Genomic DNA, 18,972 nt, shown 5'->3' with positions numbered 1-18,972 from the left:
CGCCGATGCAGGGCAGACGGCTCCTGATCACGATCGCGCTGCTGCTCTCCGCACTCTGGGGCGGGCTTCTCGGCTATATGCATCTTTCGGGCAGTATGAGTTTCCTCGACCGCCTCGAGGCTTCGCTCACCGATCTGCGAAGCACTGTGATCGGCGCGCGAGTGCCTCCGCCAGTCACCAGCATCGTCGCAATCGACGATCAGACCGCCGCCGACAACGGCTATCCGCTCAATCGGGCGACGCTCGCCCGCGTAGTGGCCGCCGTCAGCGCCTTGAAGCCGAAAGTCATAGCACTCGATCTCTTGCTGGTTGATCCCGGATCGGACGAGGGCGATGCGGCGCTGGCTTTGGCCCTGCAGCAGACGCCCAGTGTCATCGCCGCCGCCGGCGTTTTCCCAAAAGACGTACAAGTGGTCGGTCACGACGCCAACGATCCGCTGGCGGCGATACCGACGGCCAGCCAGATGCTGTTGCCACTTAGCCGTTTTTCCGACATTGCGGCCGTTGGCGTCGTCAACGTCGCCACCGATGAGTCCGGCACGCCGCGCTTCATTCCGCTGATCTCTCGCTGGATCGAGCGTGTCGATGCGTCGTTTCCGCTGCGGGTCGCGTCGCTGGCACTCGGTATCAATCCTGCGTTCTCGCCGGGCGGGCTTGCACTCGGTGATCGGCATTTGCCGACCGATAACGGGCAGAGACTGCCCATTACCTTCTACGGCCCGCGCGGCACCATTCCGACCTTCAGCGCTGTGGATGCACTGGCCGGCAGGCTTCCCGCCAAAGCGATTGAGGATAGGATCGTCGTGATCGGCTCCACGGTGACCGCCGGCGGCGACGTCTTCCCGACGCCATTCGATCCGGTATTGCCGGGCGTAGAAGTGATGGCGACTGCAGCGACACATCTGATTGCCGGCGACAGCATCATCAGAGACCGCAATGTGCGTTTGCTCGATTCGCTCATAGCCGTGGTTCTGCCACTGCTTCTGATCAGCCTGCTTGCGTGGCGGCGCAGTGCCATTGGCTATGCCATCATTGCCTCCGCGTCGGTCGCATGGGCCGCCTTGAACATTGCCGCCTTCGCGCATGGCTACTGGTTTAGCGCAGCACTGCCCATCGCAGCAGCTCTGCCGCCGGTGCTGCTCTTCGGCGCCGCGGAGATCTGGATGGATCGTCGTCAGGCTGCACACTTCGCGGCGCAAAGCCATCTCCTGCAGCGCATCGAGGCACCGGGCCTGGGCGAGTGGCTCGCGCGCGATCCGAACTTTCTCGCAAAACCGATCCGACAGGACGCTGCGGTCATCTTCATCGACCTCTCCGGCTTCACGGGCTTGAGCGAGGCAATCGGCGCGACGAATGTCCGCGAAGTTCTCAGCGATTTCTTCGAGCTGGTCGACGAGGAGGCGCGCTCGCATGGCGGGGCGGTCACCAGCTTCATGGGCGATGGCGCGATGATTCTCTTCGGTTTGCCGCAACCGGCCGACGACGACGCTACGCGGGCCGCCGCCTGCGCAGTCAGCCTGTGTGAGCGGATGCGGCCCTGGCTCGTCGCCAATCCGACCCTTCGCGGCCGAAAGACCGGTTTCAAGGTCGGGGCTCATTGCGGTCCGGTCGTCGCCTCGCGGCTCGGGAGCGGCAATCGCCAGCAAATTACCGCGACCGGTGACACCGTGAACGTCGCGAGCCGCCTGATGGAGGTGGCAGCAGCACGGGGCGTTGAACTGGCCTTGAGCGCGGCATTGATCAAAGCGGCTGGGGCGGATAGCGTGCCGCTTCGCTCTGGCCGGCTCGAAGGCCCCGCACAAGCGCGCATTCGAGGCCGAAGTGAAGGCATCGATGTATGGCTCTGGCAAGGACATCTGCTTTGACATTTGCCGTCTGACGAAGTAGGAACGGCCCAACTTCTCTGCTGGCAACTGCCGGCCAGAGCGCAACATGCGCGTGAGACTTCCGAAAGATAGACAACATGACAAATTTTAACGGCGTCGTTCCGGCGATCGCCAAGGCGTTGGTGAAGCGCGGCTATACCGAGCTGACGCCAGTCCAAAAGGCCATGCTCGACCCGGCGCTTGCCGCGTCGGACGCCCTCGTTTCGGCCCAGACGGGCTCCGGCAAGACCGTCGCCTTCGGTCTCGCGCTGGCGCCCACGTTGCTTGAAAACGAGGACCGTTTTGGGCCTGCAGCCGAACCGCTCGCCCTCGTGATCGCGCCGACGCGAGAGCTCGCACTTCAGGTCAAGCGCGAACTTGAATGGCTTTACGAAGCAACAGGCGCGCTGATTGTCAGTTGCGTCGGCGGCATGGACATCCGCAGCGAGCGCCGTGCGCTGGAGCGTGGCTCCCATATCGTTGTCGGCACACCGGGTCGCCTCTGTGACCATATCCGCCGCCGCGCGCTCGATATTTCGGCGCTTAAGGCTGTCGTGCTTGATGAAGCCGATGAAATGCTCGATCTCGGATTCCGCGAAGATCTCGAGTTCATTTTGGATTCCTCGCCCGATGGTCGTCGGACGCTGATGTTCTCAGCGACGGTTCCGGCGGCGATCGCGAAACTTGCGAAGAGCTATCAGAAGAACGCGGTCCGAATTGCGACGGCAGCCGAAGAAAAGCAGCACGGGGACATCGAGTATCGGGCTCTTGTCGTGTCACCAAGCGATCGCGAAAACGCGATCATCAATGTCCTGCGCTACTATGAAGCGACCAACGCCATCGTGTTCTGTTCAACGCGCGCCGCGGTTAATCATCTGACTGCTCGCTTTCACAACCGCAACTTCAACGTCGTCGCGCTGTCTGGCGAGCTAACGCAGAACGAACGCAGCCATGCGCTGCAGGCGATGCGTGATGGACGCGCCCGCGTTTGCATCGCCACGGACGTTGCAGCCCGCGGGATCGACCTGCCGGGCCTCGACCTCGTCATCCACGCCGACCTGCCGACCAATCCGGAGACCCTGCTTCATCGCAGCGGCCGAACGGGCCGGGCCGGCCGCAAGGGTGTCAGCGCACTGATCGTACCAGTGAACGTTCGCCGCAAGGCCGAACGCCTTCTGGACAATGCCGGCATCTCCGCCGCCTGGGCACGTCCGCCGTCGGCGGAAGAGGTCACAGCACGCGACGAAGCGCGTCTGCTTGCAGACCCCATCTTCGAGGAAGCACCGAGCGAGGAAGCTCAGGACCTGGTCAAGCGGCTTCTCGATGCACACGGGGCGGAAAAGCTCGCCGCCGCCTTCGTCAACCTTTACCGTTCCAACCAATCTGCACCGGAGGATCTAATCGAGGTCTCCGTCCAGGACAGCCGCGGCGGCAAGCGCCGCGAACACGCCGACGGGCCACGCGAACCGTATCAGAAAGGGCCGCGCGATGATTTCGGGCCTAGCGTCTGGTTTTCGATTTCCGTCGGCCGGAAACAGAACGCAGAGCCACGGTGGTTGATCCCGATGCTTTGCCGAAACGGCAATCTGACGAAGCGGGAGATCGGCGCAATCAAGATGCAGACCGACGAAACCTACGTCGAGATTTCCGCGGAGAGCGCCGACACCTTCCTGCACGCGATCGGTCAGAACAAGACGATGGAGCGCGGCATCCGCGTCACCGCTTTGAACGGCACGCCAGATTTCAACAAGCCCGCCGCCTCGAAGCCCTATGCCGGCAAGAAAGCCTTTGGCGAGCGCCGTGAATTCAGCGACGATCGCCAGAAGGATAAGTTCCGTAAGGAAGCCCGCAGCGAGGGCGAACGGGACGAGCGGCGCGATGCAACGCCCTGGGGCAAGAAGCCCGGAAAGCCGAAGTTCGAGGGCAAGGGCAGCGGTGACCCGAAGCCCAAGTTCTCGAAGAAGAAGGGATGACATCTCGCCGGTGCTACAGCTTTTGTATCGCCGGCAGAGATCGCGGAGAGGACAATGGCAGATACGGTCGTATTGACGGTTCCCGTTTTCAGCACTCTTTGCAACGAAGCGTTCAAGCTGCGGCGCGCGGTCTTCATCGTCGAGCAGAAGGTCCCTAGCGATGAAGAGTTCGATGCTTTCGACCTCATCGCGCACCACGTCGTTGCCATAGCGGACGGCGATGTCTGCGGAACGCTGCGGATCATTCATGCCGAGGAGCATGTGAAGATCGGCCGCGTCGCCGTCTGCAACACGTGGCGCGGTCATGGCGTTGCAAGCGCCATGATGACCTATGCGATGAACGAACACCGATCAGTCCGTGAGAACCGATTTTATCTGACCGCGCAAAGCGACAAGATAGCTCTCTACGAGCGCTTTGGATTCGTCGCGTTCGGCGATGAATTTCCCGATGGCGGGATGCCGCATCTGGCGATGAAGAACTATTGATCGGGCGGCCGGGAAGCGAATGAGCGGAGAGCACCGTCGTGAGGATAGCCGAGGGTCCCGCGCTCTTTCCGGGGCGGATGTTCGCACCTTTATCGTCGAAAACCTGCAGCTGAAGCCGGCATCAGGCTTGCCTGAGATACTGCTCTATACGGCTCATCCCGGCAGCGGGCTCTCGCGCCTCAGAGCCAACGACGCGGAGGATCCACCGCCGTACTGGGCCCATGGCTGGGCCGGCGGAACCCTGATTGCCAGACACATTCTGGAGCATCCAGATATCGTTCTCGATCGCCGCGTCCTCGATCTCGGCGCAGGTTCCGGCGTCGTCGGGATCGTGGCTCGAAAATGCGGAGCATCCCGGGTGATCGCAGCGGAGATCGACAGGAACGCTACCTCGGCAATCGGTCTCAACGCGGAAGCGAACGGTGTGACAGTCGAAGTAACAAGCACCGATGTTCTCTCCCGCGCTCCACCCGACGTGGATGTCATTCTTGCGGGGGACGTCTTCTATAGTGCACCGCTTGCAGCGAGAGTTTTGCCGTTCCTTACTGCCTGTCGCAAAGCAGGCATCGAGGTCCTCATAGGGGATCCACGTAGACGGTCGCTGCCGCTCGCGGCTCTAAGGCTTATCGCTGAATATGCTGTCCCCGATTTCGGCGATGGTTCGACCGGCCAGGCGGCGATTGGCGGCGTCTTCACCCTGGGGGCGGACGGGTGATCAAGGAAGACGCTCAGTTGGACGACGCTTCCTGAGAGATTCCTTCGCGCTCGCGAAACCAAGGCAGCGTATCGGGAACCGCAAGCCGAGCTACATCCTCGTCGGGCATCACGCAGAATACGAACTCGCCATTCATGAGGGTCGGCGTCATGCCGGACAGCCTGGCATGCATGTCCCAGACGGTCTCCTTCGTCATCTCAATCCTGCTTTCGGTTGGTTGAGCAAATACCCAGCACCACAAATGAAACGGCAGACTAGACGGTTTCAGCCAAGAAGGTCGGGTCTTAGCATCATCACAGGGCAGGGACTTCCTGCGGGCAGTTCGGGCGCATGGGGTGGCCGAATGATCAAGCAGTCGGCCCGAGCGAATATCTTCATCATCGACGAGTCCTGCTTGCCGAACGGCTCTGCGCACAGGGCACCTGACGGCAGTCGCGACAGCGTGGCGCGCACATAGTCCTGTCGCTGGTCATTGGCACGCAGCGTTACCGCCGTCTCCACCTCTGCGTCGCGTCTGACCGGCGCAAGCGAGGCAAGCTTGCGAATCAACGGCTCCAGGAACAGCAGCCCGCAGACCAGACTCGATACCGGGTTGCCGGGCAAACCAATAACATGCGTGTCCCCGAGGCTGCCCACCATCAACGGTTTGCCCGGGCGCATGGCAATCCGCCAGAAATCAAGATTCATGCCCGCGGCGAGCAGCGTAGCCTGCACCAGATCGTGGTCGCCCACTGACGCCCCGCCGAGCGTCACGATGACATCGACCTCGGCCTGCCGGGCGCGCTCGACCGCCGCCGAAATCGCGGCGATGTCGTCGGGCACGATCCCGAGATCGAGAACCTCGGCTCCAGCCTTGCGGGCCAGCGCGGCAATACCGAAGGTGCTCGATGCAATGATCTGCGCGGGCGCAGGCGAGCTTCCGGGCGGCAGCAATTCGTCACCGGTGGCGAGCAACGCGACGACTGGCTTGCGCCAGACCTCGAGCGCTGCATGGTTCATGCCGGCGGCCACGGTCAGGCGGGAAAAGTCAAGCGCAGTGCCCGCCTTGAGCACGGCTTCGCCTTCAACAAAATCCTGGCCGCGGGGCCGAATGTGCTGGCCAAGCCGAACGGCAAATGTCGCGCGGATGCCGCCTTCGATTTTCTCAGCATCCTCTTGGAGCAGCACGCTGTCTGCGCCTGATGGAACCGGGGCGCCCGTAAAGATGCGGACCGTCTCTCCCCTGCCGACGACACCGTCGAACCCGCGACCGGCTGACGATGTGCCGATGAGCTTCAGTTCGGCGCCGGGCTCTGGAACATCCTCGCGGCGCAGTGCATATCCATCCATCGCGGACGCGTCGAAAGGCGGCTGGGTCAGCTTGGCCTCAACGTCAGCTGCTAGCACACGGCCCTCGGCCTCCGGCAGAGAAACGGTTTCTCTCGTCTGAACCGGCTTTGCGCGCGACAGCAGACGATCTTGCGCCTCGGCAACGGGGAGCATGCTCATTTGCCGTACTCCGGATGACGAAAGTCTCCAGACTTGCCGCCAAATTTTTCGAGCAGCCTAATTCCCCCGATTTCCATGGCCTTATCGGCAGCCTTGGCCATGTCGTATATCGTCAGGCAGGCAACGGAAACGGCGGTCAACGCTTCCATTTCGACCCCGGTTTTGCCCGTCAGCTTCGCGGTCGCACTGACGCGCAGGCCGGGTAGATCGGCATCCGCCGTGATGTCGACAGAAACCTTCGTAAGCATTAGGGGATGGCAGAGCGGGATCAGATTGCTCGTCTGCTTGGCCGCCATGATGCCGGCAAGGCGGGCTGTGCCGATAACATCGCCCTTCTTCGCATTGCCTGCGCGAATAAGATCGAGTGTCGCCGCTGCCATGCGCACGTAACCTTCGGCTGTAGCAGCCCTTGTGGTCTCGACCTTGTCGCCGACATCGACCATGTGCGCCTCGCCGGAGGCATCAATGTGGGTCAATCCGGGTTGGGGCCCGCTCATGTCACTCAGCCGCCAGCACGGCTTCGCCGAAGAGCAGCGCACGCGTGGCGGCCGCAACGTCTTCCTGGCGCATGAGGCTCTCACCAACCAGAAACGTGTCGATGCCAACCGCTTGGAGACGCTTGCAATCAGCATTCGTGAAGATGCCGCTTTCGCCTACCAACAGGCGATCCTCGGGAACCATTGGCGCGAGTTTCTCGCTGACCGCAAGGCTGACTTCGAATGTCCGGAGGTTGCGATTGTTGATGCCAACGAGCGGGGACGTGAGTTTCAGCGCGCGCTCCATCTCCTCGGCATCGTGGACTTCCACCAGCACATCTATGCCAAGCCCGAAGGCCTCATCTTCAAGGCGCTTTGCATCGTCATCCGAAAGTGAGGCCATGATCAGCAGGATGCAATCTGCACCCCAGGCACGCGCTTCCTGCACCTGGTAGGTCTCGAACATGAAATCCTTGCGCAGTGCCGGCAGCGAACACGCCGCACGTGCCGTCATCAAAAATTCTGGCGCGCCCTGAAAGCTTGGCGTGTCGGTCAACACCGAAAGGCAGGCCGCACCTCCGAGTTCATAGGCCTTGGCCAGAGATGGCGGATCGAAATCGGGCCTGATCAGACCCTTTGACGGACTGGCCTTCTTGATCTCAGCGATCAGGCCGTACTGGCCAGCCTCTGACTTCGCAACCAACGAACGGTGAAAGCCGCGCGGTGCCGATTGATCCGCTTGCATCGCCTTCAGATCGGCCAACGACACTTTCGCCTTTGCGGCGGCGATTTCTTCCCGCTTGTAGCGTTCGATCTTCTTCAGGATGTCGGTCATGGCTCTATCCTAGTCGATGTCGTTCGACACGGCGATGAGTTTATCAAGGGCCGCGGCCGTCGCACCGCTGTCCAGGGACTGCGCAGCAAGCCGCATGCCGTCCTGAAGCATCTCAGTCTTGCCTGATATCACCAACGACGCAGCTGCGTTGGCAAGCGCGATATCGCGATACGCGTTCTTTGCGCCGCTCAAAACGTCGCGCAGGGCGGCGGCGTTCACCACACCGTCTCCGCCTCTGATGGCCTCCAGCCGGCAAGGCTCGACGCCGAAATCCGTGGGAGACAGTTCGAATGTGCGGATCTTGCCATCCTCGAGTGCTGCAACACTCGTCTTTCCGGTGGTCGTGATCTCGTCGAGGCCGTTGCCGTGGACGACCCATACGCTTTCGGAACCGAGATCGCGCATGACCTCCGCAATCGGCACGACCCACTGCGGCGCATACACGCCAAGCAACTGGCGCCGCACACCGGCCGGATTGGACAGCGGGCCAAGCAGATTGAAGATGGTCCGCGTGCCGAGTTCGACGCGCGTCGGACCCACATGACGCATCGCCGAGTGATGCTGCTGGGCGAACATGAAGCCCACACCAGCCTCGCGAATGCAGCGGGAGATCACCTCGGGGCTTACATCCAGCCTGACGCCAAGAGCGGCGAGGCTATCTGCTGCACCCGATTTCGAGCTCAGGGCCCGGTTGCCATGCTTGGCCACAGGTACACCGGCACCGGCGACGATGAGGGCGGCCAGCGTTGAGATATTGTAGGTCCCGCTCGCGTCGCCACCGGTTCCGACGATGTCGATTGCGTCGGCAGGCGCATCAACCGTCAGCATCTTGGAGCGCATCGTCGTCACGGCGCCGACAATCTCGTCGACCGTTTCGCCACGGACGCGCAACGCCATCAGGAAGCCGCCGATCTGCGAAGGAGTCGCCTGACCGGACATCAGAATGTCGAAGGCCTCGCGGGCCTCCTCACGTGTCAGCGGCTCGCGGCTCGCAGCCTTCGCCAAAAGCGGCTTCAGATCTGTCATGCGCTTATGTTCCCCCCTTAGCGGACTGCCGCCTGATCGGCGAGAGACTGATTGATCGATGCGCCGTACTGCGTCTGCAGCAGGTTGACCATCTGATCGAGAATGTCATCGCCGGCAGCGTTTGCCGTTGCTGTGATCTGCTGGTCCTGGTTGTTGAGCACGTCACTCGTCGGTTCCGTATTCACTTCAGTCACCTTGAGAAGAATTTGCGTCGTCGGGTCGCCGCCGACGGCATTGGCAACCGTGTCCATCGGGCCGGAGAACGCAGCGGTAACACCGCCACGACCGAGAACCGCATCATCGGTCCCGCGGGCAATGCCGGTCTTGCTTTCGACGGTTATGCCAAGCGGCGCAGCGATATCAGCCAGCGATGTGCCCTTCTGGGCTTGCTGCTTCAGTTCTTCGGCCTTCTTGGCAAGTTCAAGCTTCTGCTGCTCAGCAGTCCAGTCAGCGACGGCCTTGTCCTGGACCTCGCTCAGGGGGCGGTCGCGCTGCGGCGTAACGTCGCGGACGTCGAACCAGAGATAACCGTCAGTACCGATCGATAGGGAAGGAGCGTCGGCGCCCGCATCCGTCCTGAAGGCCGCGCCAAGAACCTGCTGCTTGGCCGGAATATCCTTGACCTCGTTGCCATTCTTGTCGAGACCGGTGGCATCGACGGCGTCGACCACAACAGCCTTGAGCTTGAGCTGCTCTGCAATCTGTTCCAGCGTCGAACCGGAGCCGCGCAGATCCTCGATCTGATCGTGTACGTTAATGAGTTCCTGCGAAGCGTTGGAAACGGCGAGCTGCTTGCGGATCTCGTCCTTGACATCGTCAAGGCTCTTGACACTCTCGGGCTTGATGTTGCTGACGCGGAGGACAACCGGGCCGAAGGTGCCATCGACAACAGGCGTCGTTCCACCGTCTTTTGAGACTGCAAAGGCCGCATCCGCAATAGCTTGATCCGGAACCTTGTCCTTGGAGAACTCGCCCAAGAATACGTCGGTTGACGTCTTGCCCTGATCGGTCACCAGCTGATCGAAAGTCGTGCCGGTTTTCAGCGCGGCCTCGGCGGCATTGGCGAGATCCTTGTTCTGGAAGGTCAGTTGCTCGATCGTGCGGGTCTCTGGTGTGCGGAAGCTCTCCTTCCGCTTGTCGAAGTCCTCGCGGATCTGATCATCCGTGACGGAGGCGGCATCGGCGATATCCTCCGGCTGAAGCTTGAGGAAAGCGACCTTGCGGTATTCCGGTGCGCGATAGCGCGTCTTGGCACCTTCGAACCACTTGGCAAGCACATCCTCGGCAGGCGCCTTGATCGGCTCGATATTGGCATTGGTCAGCAACAGGTAATCGACGCCGCGGCTTTCCTGGCGATAGAGCTTGAGCGCATCAACTAGTGTCTTCGGCGCCGTGAAGCCGTTCGAGACAGCATCGACAATCTGGCTGCGAACGGCAACCTTGCTGCGCTCCTTGATGTAGTCATCCTCGCGGATGCCGGCATTGCGCAGTCGCGACGTAAAGAGGGTGCGATCGAACTGACCGTTGACGGCCTTGAAGGCCGGATCGTCGCCGATCAGCTGCGCAAGCCGATCCTGCGATAGCCCGAGGTTCATGTCTTCGGCCAACTGATCTAGCGACGCGCCGGCAACCAGCTGCGCCAATACCTGCTGTTCGACGCCAAAGGCGCGGGCCTGATCGGGCGTCAGCCGCATACCGAACTGCTGGCTGAGATTTGCGACCTGCCGCTGGTAGGCCAAACGGAATTCGTTGACCTCCACGTGCTGGTCTCCGACACTGACGACCGTCGTGCTATTGCCGCCTGATATGAGCGAGCGTGACACACCCCAGATGCCGAAAGAGGCGACCAGAAGCAGCATGAGGAGCTTAGCAACCCAGGTGTGAGCAGCTCTTCTCAGAAGATCGAACATCGAAACGCAAACCTCGCATTATATTCGCCCGTTCGCGGGCAAAGCATTCGACGTTCCTTAGAACAAAGCCGGCAGGAAATGAAGGGTTATCGCGCGAAAACATCTGCGCTATATCTGCAATCACGCAGAAGCGCTTGGCGCAGCAAAAGACACCGGATATCGGAACCTTTCCCAGGGCTGATTCGTTGAACAGCATCCGGAAAAAGAGGAGCAGACCATGGCCGATATGAAAACCGCCTCCGCCCAGTCCGCAACCGCGCGTGTGAAGGCGGAGATCGCGGCAGACGATCTTTCCGCACAGGTCGCAGCATTGCGCGAAGACCTTGCACGCCTGTCCGAAAGCGTTGTGGCGCTTGGACACGGCGCCAAGACCGCCGTCGCCGATGAAGCTTCGGTCATGACGGAACGCGTGCGCGACAAGGTAAGGGAGGAGCCTATCTTCGCGCTCGCCGTGACAGCCGGCGTCGCTTATCTTTTCGGATTGATGAGCCGTCGATAAAATCGATCGGCATTTGACGAGTCGAGGGCCGGGCGTGCTGACGCCCGGCTTTTTGATTTTGCGTTACTGCCTAGCGGCGAATGATCCGGCCAACAGCGATGAGCAGGCATGCGCCGACAAAGCCGGCGATCAGATAGCCGAGCCAGCCAGCGAGCGCGATGCCCAATCCTGAGAGTACGGCATTTGCGACGATCGCGCCCACGATGCCGAGAATGATATTCATCAACAGCCCCATGTTGCTGTTCATGAACTTTTCCGCGAGCCACCCGGCAATGCCCCCGATAATGATAGCGGCTACCCAACCTACGCCTGCGTCTTCCATATGATTTTCCCTCCAGAGAACAACGAAGTCAGCGCTCGAGGCAGAAATTGAGGTCCTGCTATGATAGCCAGGCGGTGCGCGGCACGAGAGACATGTGATTTGGCAATATAGGATAGGTTCGCAGCGCAAATGGTGGCGTAAATGTCTATGCCGGCACTCAGACTCAATTCTCCTGCAAGAAAGATAGGCGATCCATTTGGTTACGCAACGCAAATGTGTTCGCCCGAAGACAAGCGAGACGGCAGAGAACCTGCCTCAAGTCCACCTTAAACTTCTCCCACCCCAATGATGCTGGACGACGACGCTCCCCTCCGTATGACGAAAAACACAACTACTGGACGTTTTTCTCAAAACACTCGACGCTGTGTCGAGTGCGCCGTGAGAAGTCCTGAGGAGTTCCCGTGGAACGGATGCAATGCCTCCCTAGGCACGCATTTTGCGAGGCATACATCTTCAACTGCATATGCGAGATGAACATTGCGTCGAGCAGGTCATCATATTTTAAAGATTGCGTCGAAATGCATACCAATTGTCATAGTTTGCGCCTTATCAGCTGTGTAATAATAATACCAATATGCGATCAGTTTTGTGCCTGGAGACGAGTGCTCGGGCCGTCGTCGGCACGCGGCTCGCAAGATAGACGACGCTCTGGTGACGGATTTGATGGTTGATTATGCCGTGAATCGTTTTGCCGACGCCGCTTATGTAATCGAAAAAGCTCATTCTCAACGAAATTGCGGCTTTCCTTAAGCATTTGCTTGCTCAACCTGCAATCTATGTCATGGTAGCTTCCTTCACATGAGAGGGGTTCCAGCTATGATCAATCTACAGTCGGTTCGTGATGACGCCACCCATGATCAACGTCTGCTCGATTGCCGTGCCGATGTTGAACCCGCACTCCATCAGATCATCCGCGATGCGAAGCAAAAGGGGTGGGCGCCTGCGGAAGTGGCGATGGCAATAGCGGATGCGGCGGATGACTACATTCTGTTGCTGGCCAGCCGGAAGGCGACGTCACATTGATAATGCGTCACATTCATTGGGGCAAGGACACGAAACAATCTGCGGACAGGTAGCCATAGGAAACCAGCACGTGCCCGCAGAGAAGACTGCCATACCTGCAGCCGCCACGGCCGGTGCAATAAATAGCGTTCAAACACGCCAGAACGAGCTTGATGTTCGTGGAGCGTCGGGTTCGAACGACGGCCTACCGATTAAGATCAGGTGAGATTCGTTTTATCGCATTTCACATCTTTGAAGTGCGGATTTATCCATAGACCCACCATTTGCCTACGCCAGACACGCGCCGGCCGGTGAAGCCGATGCCGCCCTGGCTGATCGCCGAGCAAAAAGGCGGTACGTGGCAAAGGCGCTACAGTGACGCATAATATTTACGGCGCTCCTTCGACAAAACAAAATTGGTTTGCGGGCATCACGCAACCACGGTAGGCGGGCAAATTACAGGTGCCTTCCCTCCGACCTTAATGGATTTCCGCACAAAATGAGTTCAAAGTTACTTTATCGATTCTTCGATTTCTTTAGCGCATCCAAATCTAAGTATCGTAATCACGTCGTACCCTTCCCGATAGATTCGCAAATCATAATATCGCCGAACGCCCACGGGAAAATTGTCGGCTTTTATACTTCCAATACGTTCTATGAGCATGAAGCCGCGCGGATGGTAGCATCCGCCAAGCGCCTTGGGTTGCTCGTTCACACCACTGTGGTGGACAGTACCGGCAGTTGGGTGCGCAACGCAGCGCTCAAGCCCACGTTTCTCCTAGAGGCGCGAAGGGCGCATCGCGGCCCATTGCTTTATGTGGATGTGGATGCTGTTTTTCACCGAGATCCTTGGCCGGTTATGACGACATTCAGCTGTGATCTAGCGGTTTATCGGGAGGAGGACCGGCTGATTTCAGCAACTATCCTATTGCGTGACACGCCGGCGACACTGCGCCTATTGGAAGTATGGAAAGAACGGTGCGACCAGGATCCTGAGATATGGGATCAAATTGTCCTCCAAGAAATTCTTGATGAGGATCGCGCAAGCGAGAGCCCGCAATATCAGGTTGGCGAACTTCCCCCTTCGTTTTGTTGGATCTTCGATCGGCTTTCAAACGCAAAGTCCGATGCAGTCTACATCGAGCAACTGCAGGCAAGCCGGCAGGCCAAGGCCCACGAGAAGCGCGGTCGCAATAAGAGGCTCGAGCGACGCAAGGAGCGCATCGACACGATCGAACAGATCCTCGCGCCTTTGATGAATGCAAATATCGACGAACGGCCGAAGCTATAATGCGACCCCCTGGACGTTGCCGAGAAAAACCGAGCAACGGCGAAAGGGTCCCGGCGCTGGAAGCGTTCGAGCCTTCTTGTGCTGGCGCCTAGAAGCTTGAAGCCACGCGCAACAACCTGTCAGAGTGATTGCGTCAACATCACCCAAAAATCTGCAGAAAGTTCCCTTCGTTTAACGAGTAGACCCGACGGAGGGGAAGGGGTCTCGACGCCTGACCAAACGCCAGGTGTCGGCGCGAATGCCGGCGGCTTTTCTCACCCAATGCCAAAGAAACGCAAAAAGACCGACCCATCTCACCGTCGGTGTGGCGACACGACACGGAAGCCAAACCTGAAATCTATCGTAAGTCATTGATTTTATTGGTGAGAGCGTCGGGGTTCGAACCCGAGACCTACTGATTAAAAGTCAGTTGCTCTACCGGCTGAGCTACGCTCTCCCTGTCGCCGAGCGGTTCGCCCGGCTGGAAGTGCGCGGAACATATGCAGGCGCCCCATTGCGGTCAACCAAAAAATCGTCGTTCCCTGTGCATCAGGCACATTTCTTGCGCCTGGGCCTGAAAAGGCAGCCCGCCAGCCTATGCCGGCTTCATTTCCATCGACCAACTGCGGCTATCATCATGATCGCGCGAGCCCAGCATTTTGCAATTGTGCAAGGACCATAAAAGAAAAGCGCCCGAAAGCGCTTTGTCAAAGTTGGGGGAAACGAGATCATGAACCGGACGGGCGAAAGCTCGAGTGCCGCTTCGTTGGCCACCCGGGGAAAGCGGAAAAATCCGGGCATTCTTTCGCGCCGCCGCGTCCGCTTGGCGCGGCTCACAATCTCGCCTTATAAATGCGCGAGGGGGCAGAAGGTTCCCCAAAAAAAATTAATTGAATCAAGCCTTTCGGATGACCGCTCAACACCTTCACAAAGTCACGCGACGCTCTAGCTAGCCCCTTGTGCAACCAAGGAGAATGCGAATGACCAGCGTGACTACATCGACGCCGACGACCCGAAAAGTGTTGCGCGGGCGGCCTTATAGTCTCGGTGAGTTTGCCAGGAAATATCGCCTGGAGGAAACCGAAGCAAAGCGGCTCTATGAAAAATTCGGGCCATCTGCCACAGAACTCGATCTGCTGATGGCCGCCAAGCGTCGCATGCCGGCTCACTGATGACTTTATCAACGCGCATCCGGAGTGGAGGCTGCCTTTGCGGCGCGGCGCGCTACACGGCTAGAGGCGAACCACTCCGCGTCGGACTGTGCCACTGTAGCGACTGCTGCAAGTCGAGCGGATCCGTTTTCGTCGCCTTTGCAGTTTGGCCGAGATCATCATTCTATCAAGCAGGGGAAACATCCACCTACGCGGGTCGCAGCTTCTGTCCGCGATGTGGCGAACGTCTCTTCTGCCTTAGCGATAGATTTGCAGAGGTCCGAATTGGTTCGCTGGACGACGCTCCGAACGATCTCCAGCCGATTGAAGAGATTTGGATCAAGCGACGCGAAACCTGGCTGCATCCGATAGAGGGCGCCGGGCAATACGAAGCGGATGCCTTCGATGCCATGGATCCTACGAAAAACTGAACTCTCATTACCAAGATTTCATTTCATTCCATCGCCATTTCGTGCCAATCCGGGCCGATGCTAATCCGCCGTTCAGCTTCGACATGCTCATCTTGCTGACGGCTGCATTGGCAGCATGCTGCGAGGCCGGAATGAACGACGTCAAGGATATGCACGAAACCAAGTCGACAAAGGCGAGCGCCGACCTGGCTGCCGTCCTTGTGGCCTCACGCAAACAGTCCAAAGGCCGTTGGCGTGGTCGCCTGTTGGTATTGCTTCTGGTGATTCTTGCCGCTGGTGCCGCCGCCTACTTTTATTCGCGGCGAGAAGAAAACCCATACAGCTATGCCACGCAGCCGATCAAGCGCGGCGAATTAACCGTGCTGGTGACGGCAACGGGATCGGTGCAGCCGACAGAACAGGTGGATATATCAAGCGAGCTGTCCGGCACGGTTCGCGACGTCAACGTCGACTATAACAGCGAAGTCAAGGCCGGCGAGGTTCTTGCTGCTCTCGATACGAACAAGCTCGAGGCTGACGTAAAGAGTTCGCGGGCGAAGCTCGATTCGGCCAAAGCGAACGTGGTGAAGGCAACGGCCGACCTTGAGTCGGCCCAGAGTTCGTTCCAACGCTTTCGTAACCTGGTTCAAAGCAACGTTTCGACACAGCAGAGCCTCGAAGATGCGCGCTACAAGTTCGATTCCGCGGTCGCCGCGAAGGACATCAACGTCGCCGCCGTGCTCTCGGCGGAAGCCGATCTACAACTCGCCGAGGTCAACCTCGCCAAGGCGAAGATCGTCTCGCCGATCAACGGCGTGATTCTCACGCGTTCGGTCGATCCGGGCGCCACGGTCGCAGCGTCGCTTTCGGCGCCGGTGCTGTTCGTCATTGCTGGCGATTTGAGGAAGATGGAGCTTCAGGTCGACGTCGACGAGGCCGATGTCGGCCAGATCGCGGTCGGCCAGAAGGCCACATTCACGGTCGACGCCTATCCCAATCGGACCTTTCCGGCTGAGATCAAGCAGATCCGATTTGCGTCAGAGACAACGAACAACGTCGTAACCTACAAGGCGATTCTCTCCGTCGACAATGCCGACTTGTTGTTGCGTCCCGGCATGACTGCCACGGCCGACGTCACCGTGGAGGCGGTCAAGAATACCCTGATGCTTCCCAATTCGGCGCTGCGCTATGCACCCCCTGCTGCCGAATCTCCCCGTGGCCGCGGCATCTTCGGCCTCTTAAGACCACCGCGGATGGGGCCGCGGACCGGCAACCAGGGCGAAGCCCTGACTGGAGCGAAGCGGCGCGTATGGGTGCTGAAGGCTGGCAAACCGGCAGCGGTGGTCATCCAAGTGGGGTCCTCCGACGGGCAATTCACTCAGATTGTTTCCGGTGACCTGAAGGAAAAGGATGCCGTGATTACCGACGCTACCGCGCAGGCGAAGTAGGCGAGGCTCAAGATGACGAGCCCGCCACTCATCGAATTCAAGCAGGTCTCCAAGATCTACGGTCAGGGGGAGGCGGCAATCCGCGCCCTCGATCGGGTTGATCTGGCGATCCGGGAGCATGAATTCGTCGCGATCATGGGACCCTCCGGTTCGGGCAAATCAACGGCGATGAACATTCTTGGCTGTCTCGATGTGCCGAGCGCCGGCGATTACAGTTTCCAAGGCATGTCAACACAAGGCTTCGACCGCAGCCAACTGACGTTGCTGCGCCGCCATATGCTCGGTTTCGTGTTCCAGGGGTTCAACCTGCTGTCGCGCACCTCGGCTTTGGAAAATGTCGAGCTGCCGCTGATCTACCGCGGCATGCATGCGAGCGAGCGTCACCGTAAAGCCAAGGAGGCGCTCGGACTTGTGGGTCTTTCAGGGCGCGAGCATCACAAGACGCAGGAGCTGTCCGGCGGCCAGCAGCAACGCGTCGCCATTGCCCGGGCGATTGTGACGGAACCCTCGCTACTTCTGGCGGACGAACCAACCGGCAATCTCGATACCAAGACCAGCGTTGAGATCATGGACTTGATGACGCGATTGAATCGCGAACAGGGCATTACGATCGTCATGGTCACGCATGAGCCTGATATTGCTGCCTACGCCCAGCGCCTGCTGCGCTTTATCGACGGCAGGCTCGAGACGGAAGTCGAGCATCGCGGGAGGGCGGACCATGTTCTTTGAGACGCTGAAACTTGCGCTGCGCGCAATCAGCCGAAACATGCTCCGGTCGTTCCTCACGGTGCTCGGCGTCGTCATCGGCGTCGCGGCCGTCATCGCGTTGGTAACGATCGGAAACGGCACGACCGCCCAGGTCTCGGCGGAGCTTTCACGGCTCGGCACCAACATGCTATTTGCACGTCCGGGTCAGTTTGGCCCCGGCCGTGCGAGTTCGGAGGCCCGCCGCTTTACAATCAAGGACGTCGACGCCATCCACGAGCAGGTTAACGGCCTTCGTGCCACTGCGCCGCTCAATCAGACGACAGCAACGGCCATCTACGGCGGGCAGAGCCATTCGACGACCGTGATGGGGACGACCAACGACTATTTCATCGCCCAGGACTGGGACATGGCAATCGGTCGCACCTTCGACGCGGCAGAGGAACGTGGGCGCCGCGCTGCATCCTCGGCGAGACCGTGCGTTCGCAGCTCTTCGGCGGTGCAGACCCCAGCGGCCAGCAGATTCGTGTCGGCAAGGTTTCGTGTAGCGTCATCGGCGTTCTCGCCAAGCGCGGCCAGTCCGGCATGGGCAACGATCAGGACGACGTCATCATCATGCCCGTCAAGGTTTATCAGCGCCGGGTCGGCGGCAAAGCGAACGCCAATGTCCAGATGATCGTGATTTCGGCGCGCGACGGTGTCTCGACGACGAAAGTTCAGGACGAAACCGAAAACCTGCTCCGTGAGCGGCGCAAGATCATCCCCGGCCGCGAAGATGACTTCAGCGTCAATGACATGACGCAGATTGGCGAAGCGATGACGGGCACCACCACGCTGCTGACCAGCCTGCTGGGAGCGGTCGCCGCGATCAGCCTGCTCGTCGGCGGGATCGGGATCATGAACATCATGCTTGTGTCAGTGACGGAGCGCACCCGGGAGATCGGCATACGCCTGGCGATCGGCGCGTTAGAAAACCAGGTGCTGCTGCAGTTCCTTGTCGAGGCGGTGGCACTATCGGTATTCGGTGGCGTGGCCGGGATCCTGCTGGGGGTCGGCCTCGGCTATGGGGCAGTGACCGTCCTCAAGGTGCCTTTCGTGGTCAGCCCCATGATGATCGCGGTGGCGTTCGCGTTCTCTGCCGCAATCGGGATGGTCTTCGGCTACTTCCCGGCACGCCGTGCGGCACAACTCAACCCGATCGAGGCGCTGAGACACGAGTGAGCAGCCGCCTCGCGGCTAGGCTCCCGACATTTAACGAATCGAAGAGCATCGTGGGGCAGGGAGTGGAGGTGTTGGCGCGTTCTTGCCTGACCGCTCCTGCGCAGCCAAGCCGTTTCCGTTTGCCGTTTCTGAAGGATTGGAACGCCCTGAGCGGGAGAACCATCGCCCTC

18 protein-coding genes, 1 tRNA gene and 1 pseudogene are annotated in these 18,972 nt (G+C 59.8%); 12 read left to right on the top strand and 8 right to left on the bottom strand.

Annotation, left to right across the window (positions count from 1 at the left end; all coding sequences use genetic code 11):
* The first annotated feature begins 5 nt into the window (after positions 1-5).
* From WGT02_RS11810 to WGT02_RS11795, 4 genes are all read left to right on the top strand, one after another.
* Positions 6-1,865 (top strand): CHASE2 domain-containing protein, encoded by a 1,860-nt coding sequence (locus WGT02_RS11810; protein WP_208250385.1) that lies wholly within the window; start codon positions 6-8, stop codon positions 1,863-1,865.
* 98 nt (positions 1,866-1,963) lie between these two features.
* On the top strand, positions 1,964-3,838 hold the full coding sequence (locus WGT02_RS11805; protein WP_024314827.1) for a DEAD/DEAH box helicase: 1,875 nt from the start codon (positions 1,964-1,966) through the stop codon (positions 3,836-3,838).
* Between the two features lie 54 nt (positions 3,839-3,892).
* Positions 3,893-4,324, top strand: coding sequence for a GNAT family N-acetyltransferase (locus WGT02_RS11800; protein WP_208250386.1), 432 nt, complete (start codon positions 3,893-3,895; stop codon positions 4,322-4,324).
* Between the two features lie 19 nt (positions 4,325-4,343).
* Positions 4,344-5,039, top strand: coding sequence for a methyltransferase (locus tag WGT02_RS11795; protein ID WP_208250388.1), 696 nt, complete (start codon positions 4,344-4,346; stop codon positions 5,037-5,039).
* A gap of 13 nt (positions 5,040-5,052) precedes the next feature.
* Here WGT02_RS11795 and WGT02_RS11790 read toward each other — a convergent pair whose 3' ends face one another.
* From WGT02_RS11790 to WGT02_RS11765, 6 genes are all read right to left on the bottom strand, one after another.
* On the bottom strand, positions 5,053-5,235 hold the full coding sequence (locus WGT02_RS11790; RefSeq protein ID WP_029710010.1) for an ACT domain-containing protein: 183 nt from the start codon (positions 5,233-5,235) through the stop codon (positions 5,053-5,055).
* Between the two features lie 68 nt (positions 5,236-5,303).
* A complete protein-coding gene (glp, locus tag WGT02_RS11785) occupies positions 5,304-6,527 on the bottom strand; it encodes a gephyrin-like molybdotransferase Glp (RefSeq protein WP_208250390.1) in 1,224 nt (407 codons plus the stop codon).
* A complete protein-coding gene (gene moaC, locus WGT02_RS11780; RefSeq protein WP_024314830.1) occupies positions 6,524-7,024 on the bottom strand; it encodes a cyclic pyranopterin monophosphate synthase MoaC in 501 nt (166 codons plus the stop codon). The genes glp and moaC overlap by 4 nt, the downstream gene beginning before the upstream one ends.
* A 1-nt stretch (position 7,025) precedes the next feature.
* Positions 7,026-7,838: an indole-3-glycerol phosphate synthase TrpC gene (gene trpC / locus WGT02_RS11775; RefSeq protein WP_024314831.1), complete on the bottom strand. Its 813-nt coding sequence runs from the start codon at positions 7,836-7,838 to the stop codon at positions 7,026-7,028.
* A gap of 9 nt (positions 7,839-7,847) precedes the next feature.
* The gene (trpD, locus tag WGT02_RS11770) at positions 7,848-8,864 is read right to left on the bottom strand and encodes an anthranilate phosphoribosyltransferase (protein ID WP_208250392.1); all 1,017 of its coding nucleotides are present in this window, start codon (positions 8,862-8,864) and stop codon (positions 7,848-7,850) included.
* A gap of 17 nt (positions 8,865-8,881) precedes the next feature.
* Complete coding sequence (locus WGT02_RS11765; RefSeq protein WP_208250393.1) at positions 8,882-10,774, bottom strand: peptidylprolyl isomerase; 1,893 nt, start codon at positions 10,772-10,774, stop codon at positions 8,882-8,884.
* A 217-nt stretch (positions 10,775-10,991) separates the two neighbouring features.
* Here WGT02_RS11765 and WGT02_RS11760 point away from each other — a divergent pair, with 217 nt between their 5' ends.
* Positions 10,992-11,273 (top strand): hypothetical protein, encoded by a 282-nt coding sequence (locus WGT02_RS11760; RefSeq protein ID WP_024314834.1) that lies wholly within the window; start codon positions 10,992-10,994, stop codon positions 11,271-11,273.
* Between the two features lie 70 nt (positions 11,274-11,343).
* Here WGT02_RS11760 and WGT02_RS11755 read toward each other — a convergent pair whose 3' ends face one another.
* Positions 11,344-11,595, bottom strand: a complete 252-nt coding sequence (locus WGT02_RS11755; protein ID WP_024314835.1) for a GlsB/YeaQ/YmgE family stress response membrane protein — start codon at positions 11,593-11,595, stop codon at positions 11,344-11,346.
* Positions 11,596-12,411: 816 nt separating this feature from the next.
* On the opposite strand from WGT02_RS11755, the gene WGT02_RS11750 reads away from it, so the two are divergent.
* The gene (locus WGT02_RS11750) at positions 12,412-12,618 is read left to right on the top strand and encodes a hypothetical protein (RefSeq protein WP_208250395.1); all 207 of its coding nucleotides are present in this window, start codon (positions 12,412-12,414) and stop codon (positions 12,616-12,618) included.
* A gap of 478 nt (positions 12,619-13,096) precedes the next feature.
* Positions 13,097-13,888: a putative nucleotide-diphospho-sugar transferase gene (locus WGT02_RS11745; RefSeq protein WP_208250397.1), complete on the top strand. Its 792-nt coding sequence runs from the start codon at positions 13,097-13,099 to the stop codon at positions 13,886-13,888.
* A gap of 360 nt (positions 13,889-14,248) precedes the next feature.
* Here the strand turns inward: WGT02_RS11745 and WGT02_RS11740 are convergent.
* Positions 14,249-14,324 (bottom strand) — tRNA-Lys (locus tag WGT02_RS11740).
* Between the two features lie 523 nt (positions 14,325-14,847).
* On the opposite strand from WGT02_RS11740, the gene WGT02_RS11735 reads away from it, so the two are divergent.
* From WGT02_RS11735 to WGT02_RS11715, 5 genes and pseudogenes are all read left to right on the top strand, one after another.
* Positions 14,848-15,039: a hypothetical protein gene (locus tag WGT02_RS11735; RefSeq protein ID WP_024314839.1), complete on the top strand. Its 192-nt coding sequence runs from the start codon at positions 14,848-14,850 to the stop codon at positions 15,037-15,039.
* On the top strand, positions 15,039-15,449 hold the full coding sequence (locus WGT02_RS11730) for a GFA family protein (RefSeq protein WP_082321202.1): 411 nt from the start codon (positions 15,039-15,041) through the stop codon (positions 15,447-15,449). The genes WGT02_RS11735 and WGT02_RS11730 overlap by 1 nt, the downstream gene beginning before the upstream one ends.
* Positions 15,450-15,580: 131 nt before the next feature.
* Positions 15,581-16,876 (top strand): efflux RND transporter periplasmic adaptor subunit, encoded by a 1,296-nt coding sequence (locus tag WGT02_RS11725; RefSeq protein WP_208250399.1) that lies wholly within the window; start codon positions 15,581-15,583, stop codon positions 16,874-16,876.
* Positions 16,877-16,888: 12 nt separating this feature from the next.
* Positions 16,889-17,605 carry an ABC transporter ATP-binding protein gene (locus WGT02_RS11720; RefSeq protein WP_208250401.1) on the top strand — a complete coding sequence of 239 codons (717 nt, stop codon included), beginning with the start codon at positions 16,889-16,891 and terminating at the stop codon, positions 17,603-17,605.
* Positions 17,595-18,802 (top strand): annotated as a pseudogene (locus WGT02_RS11715) (ABC transporter permease). The gene WGT02_RS11720 and the pseudogene WGT02_RS11715 overlap by 11 nt, the downstream one beginning before the upstream one ends.
* The last annotated feature ends 170 nt before the right edge of the window (positions 18,803-18,972 follow it).

Source organism: Rhizobium sp. T1470 (assembly GCF_042140505.1).
GTDB lineage: Bacteria > Pseudomonadota > Alphaproteobacteria > Rhizobiales > Rhizobiaceae > Rhizobium > Rhizobium favelukesii.
Note: the sequence above shows the minus strand (reverse complement) of the source record. Positions and strands in the feature narration are given on the sequence as shown.